This is a genomic window from Rhodococcus kronopolitis, from assembly GCF_042654025.1.
Taxonomy (GTDB): domain Bacteria; phylum Actinomycetota; class Actinomycetes; order Mycobacteriales; family Mycobacteriaceae; genus Rhodococcus_G; species Rhodococcus_G kronopolitis.
Window position 1 is genome coordinate 92,228 of record NZ_JBHSFO010000003.1, and the last position, 15,604, is coordinate 107,831.

Below are 15,604 nucleotides of genomic sequence, written 5' to 3' on the forward strand. Positions count from 1 at the left end.
ACCGGAACAACCGCTCGCGCCGGGAGGATGTTCCCCCGCAGCTGAGACAATTGACTCATGAGCGCCACCCTGCACGCCGACGACCTCTCCGCCTCCCGCGGCGACCGCACCCTGTTCTCCGGCCTCGACCTCGTCGTCGCCCCCGGCGACGTGATCGGCCTGGTGGGCGCGAACGGTGCGGGCAAGTCCACGCTGCTCTCCATCCTGTCCGGCCACACCAGCGCCGAGGTCGAGGGCACCGTCACCCTGAGCCCGCCGCACGCGACGGTCGGCTACCTCGCCCAGGAACCCGAGCGCCTGCCCGGCGAGACCGTCGAGGGATTCCTCGGCCGCCGCACCGGCGTCACGGAGTCCGAGGCGGAGATGAACGCGGCCGCGGAGTCGCTCGGCGAGCCGGGCGGCGACGACCGCTACTCGCACGCCCTCGAGCGCTGGCTCGGCCTCGGCGGCGCCGACCTCCCGGAGCGGGCCGAGAAGGTGCTCGACGACCTCGGGCTCGACGTCGGGTTGCACGCCGAGATGACCTCGCTCTCCGGCGGGCAGGCCGCCCGGGCCGGGCTGGCCTCGCTGCTGCTCTCACGCTACGACCTGCTGCTGCTCGACGAGCCCACCAACGACCTCGACCTCGACGGCCTGGACCGGCTCGAGCGCTTCGTCGACGAGGCCCGCACCGGCATCGTGGTGGTCAGCCACGACCGGGAGTTCCTGGCGCGCACCGTCACCGGGATCGTCGAGCTGGATCTCGCGCAGCAGCAGATCGCGGTGTACGACGGCGGCTACGAGGCATACCTCGCCGAGCGGGAGATCGCCCGCCAGCACGCCCGCGAACGCTACGAGGACTACGCGGACACCAAGAGCGGCCTCGAGGATCGCGCTCAGATGCAACGCAACTGGCTCGAGCACGGCGTCCGCAACGCCCGCCGCAAGGCCAAGGGCGGGGACAGCGACAAGATGGGCCGCAAGGCCCGCGCGGAGTCCACCGAGAAGCAGGCCGCGAAGGCCCGGCAGACGCAGCGCCGGATCGAGCGGCTCGAGGTGGTCGAGGAGCCCCGCAAGGAGTGGGAGCTGCGGATGGAGATCGCCAGCGCGCCGCGCAGCGGCACCGTCGTGGCCACCCTCAGCGGCGCAGTGGTTCGACGTGAAACATTCGTCCTCGGTCCGGTCACCGCCCAGATCGAGTGGGGCGACCGGGTTCTCGTCACCGGGCCGAACGGTTCCGGCAAGACCACCCTGCTGCGGCTGCTGCTCGGCACGCTCACCCCGGACGAGGGCAGCGCCACCATCGGCAGCGGCGTCGCGATCGGCGAGGTGGACCAGGCACGCGGGCTCTTCGTCGGCGACGAACTGCTCACCGAGGCGTTCGGCGCGGCCGTCCCCGACTGGCCGGACGCGGACGTGCGCACGCTGCTCGCCAAGTTCGGCCTGCGCGGCGCGCACGTGCTGCGGCCGGCGAGCTCGCTGTCCCCCGGCGAACGCACCCGGGCCGCGCTGGCGCTGCTGCAGGCGCGTGGGGTGAACCTGCTGGTGCTCGACGAGCCCACCAACCACCTGGACCTGCCCGCCATCGAGCAGCTGGAACGGGCGATGGACGAGTACGAGGGCACCCTGCTGCTGGTCACCCACGACCGCCGGATGCTGGACACGATGCGCAGCACCCGGCGGTGGCAGATGGACGGCGGCCGGCTCACCGAATCCTGATCACCCGCCCAGCAGCTGCTCCCCCAGGTACCCGCCCGGAGGACAGCCGGGCGGTATCGCGAACACCGCCGAGCCGATCGGCGTGGACCAGGTGTTGAACAGGTCCGCGTCCGAGAGTCGTTGCTGCACCGGCACGAACTGGGCCTGCGGATCCGCCTGGTAGGTGACGAAGATCAGGCCCGAGTCGGACACCGCCTCCCCTGCCGGCGCCTCGTCGTAGTTGTAGGCCCGCCGGTGGAACCGCTGCCCGGAATCGGCGGAGCGGGCCAGGGCGATGTGCGAGTTCGGCGCGATCACGCTGATCCCGGACGCGTCCACCGCCCCGAAGTCCGGCTCGTCGTGCTCGGCGTCGCCGGTCAGCGGCGCCCCGTCGGACATCCGCCGGCCCATCACCACCTCGCGGCCGGGACGGTCCAGTTCGTCCCAGCCGTCGAGGTCGAGGCGGATCCGCCGGATCACCACCGAGGTCCCGCCCGCCAGCCACGGCTGCTGCGCGCCGTCCTGCCAGACCAGCGCGTCGAAGTCCCCGCTGCCAGCGCGCGGGTTGACCGTGCCGTCCACCTGCCCCATCAGGTTGCGCATGGTGGTGCCCTCCGGCTCGGTGCCCCGGGACCGCCGGAACCCGCGTTGGGTCCACCGGACGGTCGCGGCGGCGCGGGCGCCCTTGAGCAGCACCCGCAACGCGTGCGCCACGGTGACCTGGTCGTCGGAGCCGACCTGCAGTAACAGGTCACCGTCGTTCCACCGCTCCTCGAGCCGGTCGATCGCGAAGGGCGGCAACGGCTTCAGCCAGGACGGCCGCCGGTCCTCCGCCCCGGCGGCGCGGAACACGCCGGGACCGAAGCCCACCGTGACGGTGAGCCTCGCCGGCGCCGTGGCCAGGTCCGGTTCGGTGTCGGCGAGCGCGCCCCGGCCTGCGGTGAGCCGTTCCGCGTCCGACGTCCACACCTTCAGCAGCCGCACCAGCGAGGCCCGGTCGGCCCCGGGCCGCAGGTCCAGCCCGACGAACGTGGTGTGCGCCTGCGGCGGGGTCGCGACGCCGGCCTGGTGCTCGCCACGGAAGGGCACCACCGCCGGGGCCGCCTCCGCCTCCCGGTTCCCGGTCACCGCCCCGGCGCCCCAGCCGAGTGCGGCGCCGCCGACAGCAACCGCACCCGCGCCGAACAGTCGCCGCCGGGTCAGCTCAGCCACCGTGCGCCCCCTCGTCGTAGGACTCCCGGGCACCCGCGAAATCCCGTACCTGAGCGGTGAACTCGACGTCGCCTGCGTCGGCGAACCGGAAGGTGAACGGCACCTCGGTACCCGCCTGGATCGGCGCGGGCAGGTCGAAGAGCATTACGTGGTCGGCGCCGGGCTCGAGCGCGTACGAACCTCGCGGGGGCACCGCGATGCCGCCCTGCTTGCGGCGCATCACCATCGCACCGCCGCTCTCGGCCATCTCGTGGATCTCGACGCGCGGCGCGGCCGGGCTGCTCACCTCGGTGAGCAGCAGTTCGGAATCCGAGTTGTTCACCAGGGTGCCGAACAGCGCGGTCATCCCCGAGTCCGCGGCCTTGACCCACTGCTCGTCGAACGTGACCGAGGTCGCGGCCGAGTCCGGCTGCGGCGGCGCCGAACCCGGGTCGCCCGAGCAGCCGGCGACGGCGAGTCCGACGGTGACGAGGCCGGCGATCGCGAGGCGGGAACGGGTGAACGTGATCATGACTGGATCTCCTTGGTTGCGAGCGTCTTCGACTGCGTGGACTTCTTCGACCGGGCGGACGCGACGAGTCCGAGGAACACGTCGACGACCAGGAACGCCGCGAGGGACAGGCCGAGCAGGGGCACGAACAGGCCGACCGCCAGCGCGACGACGGCCACCACCGCGACCACCGGCAGCCGCTGCCTGCGCAGCGCACCCCGGCGCGGCGCGGCACCGAACGCGGCGCCGGACGCGCGGGTGGGCCGGCGCCGCCACCACATCAGGTAGCCGCGTGCGATCACGGTGATCAGGGCGACCGCGAGCGCCGCGAGCGCCACCTGGTTGGCGAGACCGAACAGGGTGCCCATGTGTAGTGCGATGCCCCAGGAGGTGAGCTTGGCCGCGAGCGGGCCGTCGGCGAAGTCCACCCGGTCGACGACCCGCAACGTGTACCCGTCGACCGCGATCGAGTCGCCGCCCGCCTTTGCCGTCTCCTTGACCGTCCATGCGGTCGACACGTCGGCGGGGATCCCGACCGACAGCTGGCCGGTCAGCCCCTGGGCGCGGGCCACGTGCAGCACCCCGTCGATGGCGGTGACGTCCACCGGGTCGGCGCCGGACGCCGCGTCACCGGCGGGGCCGCCGTCCGCGGTCGGGGCGGCGCCGTGCCCGTCGTGCTCTCCCCCGCCGGCCGCCGGGGCACCGCCGAGCGAGGTGTTCAGTGCCGGTGCGTTCCAGCTCATCTCGGCGCGGACCGTCTTGATGTTGGCGCCGGCGTAGTCGGACCAGGACAGGCCGGTGGCCGAGAGGAACAGCAGGCCGAGCGCCGCCCAGGCACCGACCGCGCCGTGCCAGTTCAGTGTCAGGCGGCGCCCGGTGAGCGAGCGGTCGACGGTCAGCAGGCGAGCCTTCTTCCCGCGGGGCCGGTCCGCGCGCGCCTTGTTCCACCACAGGTACAGGCCACCGAGGACGATGACGAACAGCCACGACGCGGCCAGTTCGGAGTAGAGGTTGCCCACGTCACCGAGGTGCAGGTTCTTGTGCAGCGCCGACAGCCAGGCCCGCAGCGGCAGGTCACCGGAATCGGTCTCCAGCGCGCCGAGCACCGTCCCGGTGCCCGGGTCGACGAAGACGCTGCTCTGCCCGGACCCGACGTCGGGGTCGTCGAAGAGCACGCGGGTGGTGCCGCCCGGGTCGGCGGTCTGCACCGACTGCAGGGCCGACGCATCGCGACCGTCCAGGGCGGCCTGCACCTGGGCTGACTCGGCGACCGGTTGCTCGACGACGGGCGCCCGCAGGTAGCTCCCGTACACCCAGCTCTCGAGGGTCGGGGCGAACGCGTAGACGAAGCCCGTCAGCGCGGCGATCAGCAGGAAGGGGCCGACAAAGATGCCGGCGTAGAAGTGCAGCCGCAGCATCAGCGCGCGCAGCGGTCGGGTGTTCTTCGGTGGCGGCGAGTGTTCGCGCACGCCGGTGGTTTCGATGACAGTCATGGAGGTCGCTCTCGTCGATCAGACAGGGGCGAGGGCCCGCACGGCACTGAGTCGCTTCGCTGCTCAGTCGGCGCACTGCTCGCGCGCGGCACTGCTCAGTCAGCGCCGTGCTCAGGCACGGCACTGCTCAGGCACGGCGGCACCCTCGTGGGCGCGGTCCCGACCGGTGTCGGGATCCGCGAAAGCCGCGCACCGGCCTGCTCGGCCGAGGGTGCGCGGGGTGAGGTGTGTTCAGACGAGAACGGGTGGCCCACGCCGGGGCGTGGCGGCGCGGCACAGCGCGGAGACGATCGGGTGGACGTCCACGACGGGACGCCAGGTACGGGCCCGTTCGGCAACGGGGATCGCGGCGAATATCGCGGCCACGACGGCGCGCAACGCGGCCTCGGTGCGCGGACCGATCCGCTCGGCCGCGGCGATCGCGGCCGCACAGACCCCGATCGCGAGCACGTGCGCGACGACCATGCCGAGGCTGGGCACCGCCGAGTCGGACACCCCCGAATGGTGGCCCCCGACGCCGAGCGTCAGGTGCGCCCCGACCTGTCCGGCCGCGAGGACCGCGACCAGGGCGGGCCTGCCGGAACGGAGCACAGGGATGGCGGCGCTGACGCCGACCAGCACCGCGGCGAATCCGGCGAGCAGCACCAGCGTGGAGCCGGACGGGAGGCCCCCGCCTGCGATCCCGTGCGCGGCGACCGCCACGGCGACGGTGACCCCGCCGACGGCGGTGCCACGCACTCGGCGAGAGAGCTTCTCACCTGGGCCGACACGCATGCCCGAACCGTACTACACCGCGTCGTACCCCTCGGCCGCAGCCGCCGGGAGCCCGGAGTCGAATACGGACAAACTTGACAGAGTGTTGGGTTTTCCCAACACTCTGATGCATGAGTCCGGTACGGCGCGGGGAGTCCCGCCCCATCCACAACCGCATCGGCGTGCTGCGCGCCGAGCGGTCGCTCAGCCGGGTCCGGCTGGCCGAGCTGATCGAGGTCAACCCGCAGACGGTGGGCGCCCTCGAACGCGGCGACCACTACCCGAGCCTCGACCTCGCGATGCGGATCTGCGAGGTGTTCGGCCTGCCCGTCGAGGCCGTGTTCTCCCGGACCGAGTTCACGCCGCTCTCCGACGTGGTCTACCGGCGGCCCGACCGCACCGACAACCAGGAGGGCGACGCCCGCGATGTCTGAGCCGAATCTCGTCGAGCGCTACCAGGCGTACCGGGTACGCCGGTTCCTCGCGAACTCCGAGAGGTGGCGCGACATGCTGCCCGGTTGGCGCACCCGGCGACGCCGCCGGGCACTGGCGGTGGCCCTGCTGATCACATTCGCACTGATGCTGGCGGTGGCGGTCACCTGTCACTTCTACGAGTGGGCACCGCTGCTGTGGCTGCCTGCGTGCGCGGCGTTCCTGCCCGTCTGGACCTCGCTGGCCATCGTCTCGGGCCGCCAGGGCGACGCGCCGACCGAGGCACTCGACGAGTGGGAGGTCCAGCAGCAGAACAGCGCCCGCTCGATCGCCCTGAGCGTCACCCAGTGGCTGATGATGATCCCGGTGACGTACCTGATCGTCGGCAGTGTCGTCACCGGAGGCGACCACGGCACCATGGCCTACACCGGCGGGCTGCTCACCCTCACCATGCTGATGATCGGCGGCTGTCTGCCCACCGTCATCGTCGCCTGGAGCCAGCCCGATCCCGAGCCCGACCCCGTAGTGGACCACCCAGAGGAGGCGGCATGACTGCCGGCAACACCCTGACCATCGACCGGATCTGCAAACGCTACGGCGACGTCGTGGCACTCGACGACCTCAGCTTCGAGGTGCGCCCCGGCGAGATCTTCGGCTTCGTCGGCAGCAACGGCGCGGGCAAGACCACCACCATGCGGATCACCCTCGGTGTGCTGTCCGCCGACTCGGGCGAGGTCCGCCTCGGCGGGCGGCCCGTCGACCTGGACGTGCGCCGCACCATCGGCTACATGCCGGAAGAACGGGGGCTGTACCCGAAGATGAAGGTCGGCGCGCAACTCGCGTACCTCGCAGAGCTGCACGGACTCTCGCGTCGCGACGCCCACAGCGCGGTGGCCCGCTGGACCGAACGCCTGGGGATCGACACCCGCGTCGAGGACACCGTCGACTCGCTCAGCCTCGGCAACCAGCAGCGGGTGCAGCTGGCGGCCGCACTGGTACACGACCCCGCGGTGCTGGTGCTCGACGAGCCGTTCTCCGGACTCGACCCGGTCGCGGTGGACGTGATGAGCGAGGTGCTGGTCGAGAAGGCGGACGCCGGTGTGCCGGTGATCTTCTCGAGTCACCAGCTCGACCTGGTGCAGCGGCTGTGCCACCGCGTCGGCATCATCGCCGCGGGCCGGATGCGTGCCGTCGGCACCGTCGAGGAGTTGCGCGGCGGCGGCCAGACCCAGCTGGTGGTGCACGCCCCGTCAGCCCCGGACGGCTGGGCCGAACCGCTCGACGGGGTGCGGACGCTGAGCCACCAGGACGGTCACACCGTGCTCGCCCTGGACCCGGGCGCCGACGACCAGGCCGTCCTCGCCGCCGCCCTGAGAACCGGCCCGGTACACGAGTTCTCGCTGCAACGGCCCTCCCTGACCGAACTGTTCCGAGAGGTGGTCGCCGCATGAGCGCCCCGACGTCACCCGCGTTGAGCCCGGCCCGCGCCGTCGGCCTGGTCGCCCGCCGCGAGTTCCTCACCCAGGTCCGCAAGAAGAGCTTCCTGATCAGCAACCTGATCATCCTGATCGCGATCATCGGCGGCATCGCCGCGTACGCGCTGTTCTCCGGGAGCGATGAGCCCAGCCGCACCACCGTCGGGCTGGTCGGCGACCAGTCGTTGACCGCGACGCTGGTGTCCGTCGGCGACGCCGCGGGGACGCCGATCGAGGTCCGCGAGTTCGACGACGAGGCCGGTGCCCGCGACGGCGTCGAGGCCGGCGACGTCGAGGTGGCCGTCATCCCCGCCGCGGACGGATCCGTCACGGCCGTCACGGAATCGGAGCTCGACCCGGGCCTGCGCATGGTCCTGGACGTGGCGGTCGCGGAGCAGGCCCGCGCAACCGAGCTCAGCGCGCAGGGCGTCGACACCGCCGCGCTGAGCGCGGCAACCGGTCGCGCCGTCGTCACCGTCGACACCCTCGAGGCGCCGGATCCCGAACGGGGCCAACGCCTCGCCCTCTCGATCGCCGCGGTGGCCCTGCTGTACATGCAGATCCTGATGTTCGGCATGTACGTCGCGATGGGCGTCGTCGAGGAGAAGTCGAGCCGGGTGGTCGAGCTGCTGCTCTCGACGCTGCGTCCGTTGCAGTTGTTGTGGGGCAAGGTCATCGGCATCGGCGCGGTGGGGTTGGTGCAGCTGGTCGCGTACGGCGCGGCGGGCCTGGGCGCGGGACTGGCGACCGGCGTCCTCACCGTCACCGGCACCGCCATCGGCGTGTTCGCGGGCACCCTCGGCTGGTTCGTGCTCGGCTTCACCTTCTTCGCGGTGCTCTACGCCGCGGCTGGGTCGATGGTCTCGCGGCAGGAGGACGTCAACTCCACCGCGATGCCGCTGACGGTGCTGATCATGGCGATGTTCTTCACCGCATTCTCGGTGGTGAGCGACCCGGACGGCACGCTGAGCAACGTGCTCAGCTGGATCCCGCCGTTCTCGGCGATCCTGATGCCGCTGCGGATCGCGGCCGGGGTGGCCAGCACGACGCAGGTGGTCGGCACCGTCGCGATCATGCTCGCGGTCACCGCGGCGCTGTCGGTCGTCGCGGCGAAGATCTACCAGCGTTCGGTGCTGCGGGTGGGCAAGACCGTGTCCTGGCGGGAGGCGTTCGGCCGCTGAGCGGGGTTATGGTCGGGCGATGAGCCAGCGCCTGTCCGCCCACGAGATCCTCGACCTGGTGCTCGACGCCGGCAGCTTCGTATCCTGGGACGCTGCCCCGATCGCGGTCGACGCCGACGCATCCTACCGCGCCGACCTCGACGCGGCCGCCGCGAAGACCGGCCTGGACGAGTCGGTGATCACCGGCGAGGGCATCGTCAACGGCCGGCCGGTGGCAGTGATCGCCTGCGAGTTCGGCTTCCTCGCCGGGTCGATCGGCGTCGCGGCGGCCGAGCGGATCGTCGCCGCCGTCGAACGCGCGACCGCGCGGTCGCTGCCGCTGCTGGCCTCGCCGACCTCCGGCGGCACCCGCATGCAGGAGGGCACCCTCGCGTTCGTGCAGATGGTGAAGATCGCCGCGGCCATCGCCGTGCACAAGGCCGCGCACCTGCCGTACCTGGTGTACCTGCGCAACCCCACCACCGGCGGGGTGTTCGCGTCCTGGGGTTCGCTGGGGCACGTGACCGTCGCGGAGCCGGGCGCGCTGGTCGGATTCCTCGGCCCGCGGGTGTACCAGGCGCTGTACGGCGAGGAGTTCCCCTCGGGCGTGCAGACCGCCGAGAACCTCTACCGCAACGGCGTGATCGACGGGGTGGTGGCGCCGAAGTCGCTGCGGCACCTCGTGATCCGCGCGCTGCGGGTGCTGACCGGCGAGTCCGACGCGGTCGTGGACCCGCTGCCGGAACCCGCGCACATCCCGGACGTGCCTGCCTGGCAGTCGGTGATGCTCTCCCGGCGGGCCGACCGGCCCGGCATCCGGGCGCTGCTGCGGCACGCCGCCACCGAGCAGGTGCCGCTCAGCGGCACCGGGCAGGGCGAGACCGACAAGACGGTGCTCCTCTCGCTGGCCCGGTTCCGCGGCGCCCCCTGCGTGCTGTTCGGGCAGGACCGCAGCGGCCAGTCCGCGCAGCACACGATGGGCCCGGGCGCGCTCCGCGAGGCGCGCCGGGCGATGAAACTGGCCGAGGAACTGCGGATCCCGCTGGTGCTCGTCATCGACACCCTCGGTGCGTCGCTGTCGAAGGAGGCGGAGGAACGCGGGCTCGCCCCGGAGATCGCGCGCTGCCTCGCCGACCTGGTCACCCTCGACACCTCGACGGTCTCGGTGCTGCTCGGCCAGGGCACCGGCGGCGGCGCGCTGGCCCTGCTGCCTGCGGACCGGGTGCTCACCGCGCAGAACGGGTGGCTGGCCCCACTGCCCCCGGAGGGCGCCAGCGCCATCGTGCACCGCGACACCACGCACGCCCCCCGGATGGCGGCCGCCCAGGGCATCCGGTCGCTGGACCTGCTGCGCGACGGCATCGTCGACGCGATCATCCCGGAACTGCCGGACGCCGCCGACGAACCGGTCGAGTTCTCCAAACGGGTCGGCGCGGCGATCGCCCGGGAGCTGGTCGCCCTCGCAGGCGAACCCGCCGCGGACCGTCACACCGCCCGCGTCGCCCGCTACCGCAACCTCGGGCTGCCCCGGTGAGCCCCGCCGCGAACGACCACGACTACGACCACGCCGCGCTGGCCCGGTTCGAGCTGTTCCTGTTCGCGGCGGTGGCCACCGTGCTGATCACCCGCGCGTACCTCGCGGCCACCGGCTACCCGCAGATCGGCGGCGGCGCCCTGCACATCGCGCACGTGCTGTGGGGCGGGCTGTTGATGGCCGGGGCGCTCGTCGCGGTGCAGATCAGCCAGGGCAGCCGGGTCCGGGTCCGGGCCGCGCTGGTCGGCGGCATCGGGTTCGGCCTGTTCATCGACGAGATCGGCAAGTTCGTCACCGCCGACGTCGACTACTTCTTCCAGCCCGCCATCGCAATCATGTACGTCGTCTTCGTGCTGTTCTACCTGGTGGTGCGGGAGCTGCTGCTGCGGCGGCCGTTGACCGACCGCAAACGCCTGGCGGTCGGCCTCGGCGCCCTCGCCGATCTCGCGCTCGGCCAGCTCGACGAGGTCCGGTACCGGTCCGCGCTGCGCGTCGTCGACGGGGTGCGGGACCCGAGGTTCGCGGACCTCGCGGGCCTCGTCCACGCCGGGCTGACCTCGCAGACCCCGCCGGCGCGGGGGCTCGAGTCGAGGATCACCCACGCCCGCGACGCGATCGCCCGGCGCTCGACGGCGGTGCTCTCGCACTGGCTGGTGCGCCGAACCGTCCTGGTGCTGTTCGTGTTGCAGGCCGCGGTGTCCGTCGTCGGGGTGGTCGTCTCGCTGGTCGTCGACGGCAGCTACGAGACCGACGACGTCGCCGACCTGATGGTGCAGCTGTCGAGCGCGGTTTCCGTCGTGCTGATCGTGGCCGGGGTGTGGCTGCTGTTCCGCGGACCGTACCTGCGGTCCCTGCGGCTGCTGCGGGCGTCCATCGTGGTCAACCTGCTGGTGACACAGGTGTTCCTGTTCGCCGAGAACCAGCTCGGCGCGCTCACCGGGTTCGCCTTCTCGCTCTTCCTGCTCGCCGTCCTGCGCATCGCCATCCGCACCGAGGAGGGCGTCGCGCTCACCGAGGCGCCGGAGGCCTCGGAGACCGGCGCGGTCACTCCGGCCTAGGACGTGCCGCCCGCCGCGATCGACGGCACGATGACCGCGACCAGCACCGCCGCGTTGACGGCCTCGACCGCCCTGCGCACCGCGGCGCCCGCCCACTCTCCTTCGGCGATCTCCTTGGCGCGCTTGTTGACAGCGCGCCGGTCGCCGTCGGGAAACACCTTCGCCGTCGCGTCGACCGCGGCGAGCAGCGAGACCAGTGCGGAGGTCCGGGGCGACGGGGCGGCGCCGCCGATCACCGCGTCACGCAACTCGGTTCGGAGCTGACTTTCGTGGGTGTCGTCGACGGCGGGCCACACCGTGGTCGGGAAGATGCCGAGCAGTTTCGCCTTGCCCTCGCGCACCCAGCCCTTCGCCACGATCCGTTCGAGCACCGCCTCGCGCAGGCCCTTGTCGAGCTTCTCGATGGCCCGCTCCGGCTTCATCGGCTTGGACTCCCGCAACCGGGCGACCGCCCGCGCGAGGATCGCGTCGTCCGGGGCGGACTCGCTGCGCAGCACCAACCGCCCCCGGCGCACCTCCTCGCCCTCCCCGGCCGGCTCGACCACGCCGTCGAGCGCGAGCTCGAGCAGCACCGCGCCGGCGAGCACGCGCGGCAGCGCGGCGCTGTCCACGACGGGCTTTCCGGTCTCGTCGTCCAGGAGCAGCAGCAACAGGTCTTCGGCGAGCAGCGTCATGGCTCCACCGTACGACGGACCGAGCGGTGGAGCGGTCAGGCGGCGGTCAGCGCTCCCCGCCCGATGCCGGCTCCGACGCCGCGAACTCGGCTCGCCGGCGGCGCACGACCCGCACCGCCACCAGCGCGAACAGCACCAGCACGACCGCCAGCAGGATCCCCGCATCGGAAACCCGCCGCGCCCAGTCGCTCAACGTCACCTGGAGCGAGAACTGGTCGTCCACACCCATCACGCCGCCGAGGTTCGCGGTCCCGTCCGTGACGAGGAAGAGCACCCCGAGCCCCACGAACAGCAGGCCGGACACCAGCGACGTCGTGTGGGTGCGCACCGGCCCGAGCGCGATCGGCCTGCCCCGCAACCACGTTCTCCGGCCCAGGTCGAACCGGTCCCACAGCAGCGCCAGCACGAAGAGCGGGACGGTCATCCCCAACGCGTAGACGGCCATCAGCAGGCCGCCGTAGCCGACGCCGCCGCCGGCCACCGCGATCGTCAGGACGCTGCCGAGCAGTGGCCCCGAGCAGAACCCGGCGAACCCGTACACCGCTCCGAGCGCGAACACCGACACGGTTCCGGAGACACGGACCGACCCGGCGGCGCGTTGCGCGGGGGCGAACGCGAATCCCAGGCCGAACACCGTCATGACACCGAGCGCGATCAATACCAGACCGCTGACCGTCGTCACCGTCTCCCGGTGCGCGGTCAGCAGCGATCCCATCGCCCCGAGCCCGGCACCGAGCGGCACGAGCACCGCCGCGAGGCCGAGGTAGAACACCGCGGTCCGGGCCGCGAGGCGCCCGGCACCGTCGAAGGCGTACGCGAAGAAGGACGGCAGTAGCAAGGCCGAGCAGGGGCTGACCAGTGAGAGCAGGCCACCCAACAGCGCACCGAGCAGTCCGACGTCGGTCACGGCAGTTGCCCACCGGTCTTCTCGATCAGCTGCTCGAAGGCAGGCAGGGGCTGGGCACCGAGCACGGGATAGCCGTCGATCACGAACGACGGAGTGCTCGCCACCCCGATCATGTTGGCCTCCATTGCGTCCGCGGCGATGGCGGCGTCCACCGAGGTGTCCGCGGCGTCACGGTCGAAGCGATCCAGGTCCGGCACGCCTGCCTGCTGCGCGAATCCCCGCAGTGCGGCGTGATCGAAATTCGGGTGCCCGCGATCCGGCGCCGCCGCGTAGAGCGCGGAGTTGAACTCCCAGAACCTGCCCTGCGCGGCCGCCGCCCGACCGGCGCGCGCGGCGGCCATCGACTCCTCCCCGAAGATCGGCAGGTCACGCCACTCGATCCGGAGCTTCCCGGCCTCGACGTACTTGTCGACGAGCTGTGGCTCGGTGTCGCGACTGAACTTCGCGCAGAACGGGCAGCGGTAGTCCGAGTACACGACCATCACCACCGGCGCGTCGACCGGTCCCCGCGCCAGCGGGTCGCCCTCCGTCCGTCGGGCCAGGTCCCCGACGGGCCCGATACCCGGATCCAGATCCGCCGTCGCCGATGCCGTCGGTTTGTCCGGGGCGCCCGTCCGGTCCAGTACGAGAAGACCCGCCAGCACCAGGGCGACAACGCCGAGCGCTCCGAGCAGCCACACGTCCCACCTGCTCGCGAACGGCCTGCCCTGCGACTTCATCCGAACTCCATTCGTTCCAGCACACCGACCCGCACCTACTATCGGCGATAGTACATGGACCTACTATTCTCCTTAGTAGTCAAGCAGGCCGGCACCGACGAAAGGGTTCGAGCACCGTGGCCGAAATCTCCTGCAGTGGAATGTATTTGGCTCGCGCGCTCACGGCGGGTCTCGTGACCGTGATCGCGGTCGGCGTCCCGACGGACATCATCGACACCCCGTTCTTCGGACGCGAGGTGCCCGTGCGCTGGTGGGAGTACCCGGTCCTCGCGGCCACCGCCATCCTGACCGCCCTGTGGTTCGGCCTCCGCCCCGTCGCCCAGGAACGCCGTCCGACCGGGGCGGCGGCCGGGGTGGTGCTCGCGGTGTTCGCGGTGGGCTGCCCGGTCTGCAACAAGATCGTCCTGCTCGCGATCGGCACGAGCGGCGCCCTCGGGTTCTGGGCACCCCTGCAACCGGTGCTCGCGGTGATCTCGCTCGCCCTGTTGACGGTGGCCGTAGTGCTGCGCCGTCGGCAGAGTCTGTGCGGTCCGGCCTGCGCCGTCCCCGCCGCGGATCGCGACGTCGCCGGTCAGGCGCCGAGCATCGCGCAGTAGGCCGCGAGCGCCGCGACCACCACCGGGACGGTCCCCAGCACCGGCAGCGCCGACAGGGTGAGCGCGAGCGGATAGTCCAGTGCCCGCGCCCCACGACGCGGGTCGCGCAACCCCGACAGCCACACCACACGATCCTCGACGAAGCCCGCGGCAGGCGTCGGCACCGGCCGGGAGCCGCCAGGCTCGTCGTGCCACCGCTCCAGCGCCGCGCACACCGCGGACGGACCACACGACGCGGCGGCCTGGCGGTCCGCGGACAACTCCACCAGCACCCGAACCCACGTCGCGCCCACCCTCGCCAGCGGGACCGCCGGGACCGCGGCGCGCAACGAGTCGGCCCACGCGACCAACAGGTGGTGACGCCCCCGCAGGTGGGCGCGTTCGTGCGCCAGGACCGCCGCCCTGGTCGGTGGTTCGAGATCGACCACACCCGTTCCCAGCACGATCGCCGGCGAACGGCCGCCGATGCTGTACGCCGCGACCCCCGGCCCGACGAGGTGGACGACGTCGTCACCGTCGGCCGGGTCGCGCCGTCCCACCAGGCGCAGCACCGACGCGTGCTCCTCCGTCACCCGGCGATGCCGGCGCAGACCCCGCGAGACGACCAGCACGATCCGTCCGGCCAACAGCAGGCCGACGGCCCAGAGCGCCGCCTCGACCGCGAGCAACCAGGGGACGGTGCCGTTCTCGCGCAGGGCGGCGACGCACGAGAGCGTCGAGGCGGGCAGCAGGTGCCAGCGATCCCCCGGTCGCACCCACAGGACGAGCGGCACGGCCGCCACCACGCCGACGAACAGCGCCTGCGACGTCAGCCAGGCCGCGAGCGCCACCCGCGGGTGCCGGTGCGGCGCGGCGAGCCGGCCGAGCCAGTGCGGCGCCGCGAACCCGAGAACCGCCGCGGCGACCAGCAGCCCGATCGCGGCGATCACCCGGCACCGCCGGGTCGACGCGTCCGGGTACGGCGAGCGGCCCGCCGCAGGATCCTCGACTCGTCCTCCGAGGCGGAGTTCGCGAAGTGCAGCATGACCTGTTCGGCGTCACCGCTCGCGCGGAGCACCTGGCGAAGCAGGTCCGCCGCGGTCTCCTCCCGGCTGCGCGCCGCCCGGTACCGGTAGGCCCGTCCGACGCGCTGCCGGGACACCATGCCCTTGGTGTGCAGGTTGTCGAGGACGGTCATCACGGTCGTGTACGCGAGCGGCCGCGGCGGCTGCAGTCGATCCATCACGTCTCGCACGCGGACCGATTCGTCCACGCTCCACAACACGTCCATCACCGCGGTCTCGAGGTCACCGAGTCCGATCACGCGGCCACCCCACCGGCGCCCGGGAGACCGGGCCTCTCGTCAGCGCGGGTTCCGCTCGCTCGTGCCATGCCGCAAGTACAGGACGCCACGAATCGCGAGTCAAGTTCGGACGGTGCCGTTC

The 15,604-nt window shown here is 72.3% G+C and carries 17 protein-coding genes; 8 read left to right on the plus strand and 9 right to left on the minus strand.

The features are described from left to right. The first annotated feature begins 57 nt into the window (after positions 1–57). A complete protein-coding gene (locus ACFO6S_RS06995) occupies positions 58–1,698 on the plus strand; it encodes an ABC-F family ATP-binding cassette domain-containing protein (RefSeq protein ID WP_378415412.1) in 1,641 nt (546 codons plus the stop codon). Here the strand turns inward: ACFO6S_RS06995 and ACFO6S_RS07000 are convergent, their stop codons facing one another. The 4 genes from ACFO6S_RS07000 to ACFO6S_RS07015 form a co-directional block, all read right to left on the minus strand. Beyond that, positions 1,699–2,889: a Dyp-type peroxidase gene (locus ACFO6S_RS07000; RefSeq protein WP_378415414.1), complete on the minus strand. Its 1,191-nt coding sequence runs from the start codon at positions 2,887–2,889 to the stop codon at positions 1,699–1,701. It abuts the gene before it with no gap. After that, on the minus strand, positions 2,882–3,400 hold the full coding sequence (locus ACFO6S_RS07005; RefSeq protein ID WP_378415416.1) for a copper chaperone PCu(A)C: 519 nt from the start codon (positions 3,398–3,400) through the stop codon (positions 2,882–2,884). Before ACFO6S_RS07005 ends, ACFO6S_RS07000 begins: the two co-directional genes overlap by 8 nt. Further along, positions 3,397–4,872 (minus strand): PepSY-associated TM helix domain-containing protein, encoded by a 1,476-nt coding sequence (locus ACFO6S_RS07010; RefSeq protein WP_378415418.1) that lies wholly within the window; start codon positions 4,870–4,872, stop codon positions 3,397–3,399. The genes ACFO6S_RS07005 and ACFO6S_RS07010 overlap by 4 nt, the downstream gene beginning before the upstream one ends. 231 nt (positions 4,873–5,103) lie before the next feature. Further along, on the minus strand, positions 5,104–5,646 hold the full coding sequence (locus ACFO6S_RS07015) for a hypothetical protein (protein ID WP_378415419.1): 543 nt from the start codon (positions 5,644–5,646) through the stop codon (positions 5,104–5,106). A 110-nt stretch (positions 5,647–5,756) separates the two neighbouring features. Here ACFO6S_RS07015 and ACFO6S_RS07020 point away from each other — a divergent pair, with 110 nt between their 5' ends. Genes ACFO6S_RS07020 through ACFO6S_RS07045 form a run of 6 tightly spaced genes read left to right on the plus strand, consistent with a single transcriptional unit; the run spans position 5,757 to position 11,284 of the window. Then, a complete protein-coding gene (locus tag ACFO6S_RS07020; RefSeq protein WP_378415421.1) occupies positions 5,757–6,059 on the plus strand; it encodes a helix-turn-helix transcriptional regulator in 303 nt (100 codons plus the stop codon). After that, positions 6,052–6,609: a hypothetical protein gene (locus ACFO6S_RS07025; RefSeq protein WP_378415423.1), complete on the plus strand. Its 558-nt coding sequence runs from the start codon at positions 6,052–6,054 to the stop codon at positions 6,607–6,609. The genes ACFO6S_RS07020 and ACFO6S_RS07025 overlap by 8 nt, the downstream gene beginning before the upstream one ends. Further along, positions 6,606–7,508, plus strand: coding sequence for an ABC transporter ATP-binding protein (locus ACFO6S_RS07030; protein ID WP_378415425.1), 903 nt, complete (start codon positions 6,606–6,608; stop codon positions 7,506–7,508). The genes ACFO6S_RS07025 and ACFO6S_RS07030 overlap by 4 nt, the downstream gene beginning before the upstream one ends. After that, the gene (locus ACFO6S_RS07035; protein ID WP_378415427.1) at positions 7,505–8,713 is read left to right on the plus strand and encodes an ABC transporter permease; all 1,209 of its coding nucleotides are present in this window, start codon (positions 7,505–7,507) and stop codon (positions 8,711–8,713) included. Before ACFO6S_RS07030 ends, ACFO6S_RS07035 begins: the two co-directional genes overlap by 4 nt. Before the next feature lie 19 nt (positions 8,714–8,732). Continuing rightward, on the plus strand, positions 8,733–10,226 hold the full coding sequence (locus ACFO6S_RS07040) for a carboxyl transferase domain-containing protein (RefSeq protein WP_378415428.1): 1,494 nt from the start codon (positions 8,733–8,735) through the stop codon (positions 10,224–10,226). Next, positions 10,223–11,284: a hypothetical protein gene (locus tag ACFO6S_RS07045; protein WP_378415429.1), complete on the plus strand. Its 1,062-nt coding sequence runs from the start codon at positions 10,223–10,225 to the stop codon at positions 11,282–11,284. The genes ACFO6S_RS07040 and ACFO6S_RS07045 overlap by 4 nt, the downstream gene beginning before the upstream one ends. Here the strand turns inward: ACFO6S_RS07045 and ACFO6S_RS07050 are convergent. The 3 genes from ACFO6S_RS07050 to ACFO6S_RS07060 are packed head-to-tail and all read right to left on the minus strand — an operon-like array spanning position 11,281 to position 13,584. After that, complete coding sequence (locus ACFO6S_RS07050) at positions 11,281–11,958, minus strand: GOLPH3/VPS74 family protein (protein ID WP_378415431.1); 678 nt, start codon at positions 11,956–11,958, stop codon at positions 11,281–11,283. The genes ACFO6S_RS07045 and ACFO6S_RS07050 overlap by 4 nt on opposite strands. A gap of 46 nt (positions 11,959–12,004) precedes the next feature. Next, complete coding sequence (locus ACFO6S_RS07055) at positions 12,005–12,865, minus strand: cytochrome c biogenesis CcdA family protein (protein WP_378415433.1); 861 nt, start codon at positions 12,863–12,865, stop codon at positions 12,005–12,007. After that, a complete protein-coding gene (locus ACFO6S_RS07060) occupies positions 12,862–13,584 on the minus strand; it encodes a DsbA family protein (RefSeq protein ID WP_378415435.1) in 723 nt (240 codons plus the stop codon). The genes ACFO6S_RS07055 and ACFO6S_RS07060 overlap by 4 nt, the downstream gene beginning before the upstream one ends. Before the next feature lie 173 nt (positions 13,585–13,757). Between ACFO6S_RS07060 and ACFO6S_RS07065 the strand changes: the two genes are divergently transcribed. Continuing rightward, the gene (locus tag ACFO6S_RS07065) at positions 13,758–14,180 is read left to right on the plus strand and encodes a hypothetical protein (protein WP_378415437.1); all 423 of its coding nucleotides are present in this window, start codon (positions 13,758–13,760) and stop codon (positions 14,178–14,180) included. On the opposite strand, the gene ACFO6S_RS07070 is transcribed toward ACFO6S_RS07065, so the two are convergent. Next, positions 14,156–15,109, minus strand: a complete 954-nt coding sequence (locus ACFO6S_RS07070; protein WP_378415439.1) for a M56 family metallopeptidase — start codon at positions 15,107–15,109, stop codon at positions 14,156–14,158. The genes ACFO6S_RS07065 and ACFO6S_RS07070 overlap by 25 nt on opposite strands. Further along, positions 15,106–15,480, minus strand: coding sequence for a BlaI/MecI/CopY family transcriptional regulator (locus ACFO6S_RS07075; RefSeq protein ID WP_378416100.1), 375 nt, complete (start codon positions 15,478–15,480; stop codon positions 15,106–15,108). Before ACFO6S_RS07075 ends, ACFO6S_RS07070 begins: the two co-directional genes overlap by 4 nt. Between the last annotated feature and the right edge of the window lie 124 nt (positions 15,481–15,604).

Coding starts and splice junctions, on each gene's coding strand:
- ACFO6S_RS06995 (WP_378415412.1), top strand. CDS start 58: ATGAGCGCCACCCTGCACGCCGACGACCTCTCCGCCTCCCGCGGCGAC.
- ACFO6S_RS07005 (WP_378415416.1), bottom strand. CDS start 3,400: ATGATCACGTTCACCCGTTCCCGCCTCGCGATCGCCGGCCTCGTCACC.
- ACFO6S_RS07010 (WP_378415418.1), bottom strand. CDS start 4,872: ATGACTGTCATCGAAACCACCGGCGTGCGCGAACACTCGCCGCCACCG.
- ACFO6S_RS07015 (WP_378415419.1), bottom strand. CDS start 5,646: ATGCGTGTCGGCCCAGGTGAGAAGCTCTCTCGCCGAGTGCGTGGCACC.
- ACFO6S_RS07020 (WP_378415421.1), top strand. CDS start 5,757: ATGAGTCCGGTACGGCGCGGGGAGTCCCGCCCCATCCACAACCGCATC.
- ACFO6S_RS07025 (WP_378415423.1), top strand. CDS start 6,052: ATGTCTGAGCCGAATCTCGTCGAGCGCTACCAGGCGTACCGGGTACGC.
- ACFO6S_RS07030 (WP_378415425.1), top strand. CDS start 6,606: ATGACTGCCGGCAACACCCTGACCATCGACCGGATCTGCAAACGCTAC.
- ACFO6S_RS07035 (WP_378415427.1), top strand. CDS start 7,505: ATGAGCGCCCCGACGTCACCCGCGTTGAGCCCGGCCCGCGCCGTCGGC.
- ACFO6S_RS07040 (WP_378415428.1), top strand. CDS start 8,733: ATGAGCCAGCGCCTGTCCGCCCACGAGATCCTCGACCTGGTGCTCGAC.
- ACFO6S_RS07050 (WP_378415431.1), bottom strand. CDS start 11,958: ATGACGCTGCTCGCCGAAGACCTGTTGCTGCTGCTCCTGGACGACGAG.
- ACFO6S_RS07060 (WP_378415435.1), bottom strand. CDS start 13,584: ATGAAGTCGCAGGGCAGGCCGTTCGCGAGCAGGTGGGACGTGTGGCTG.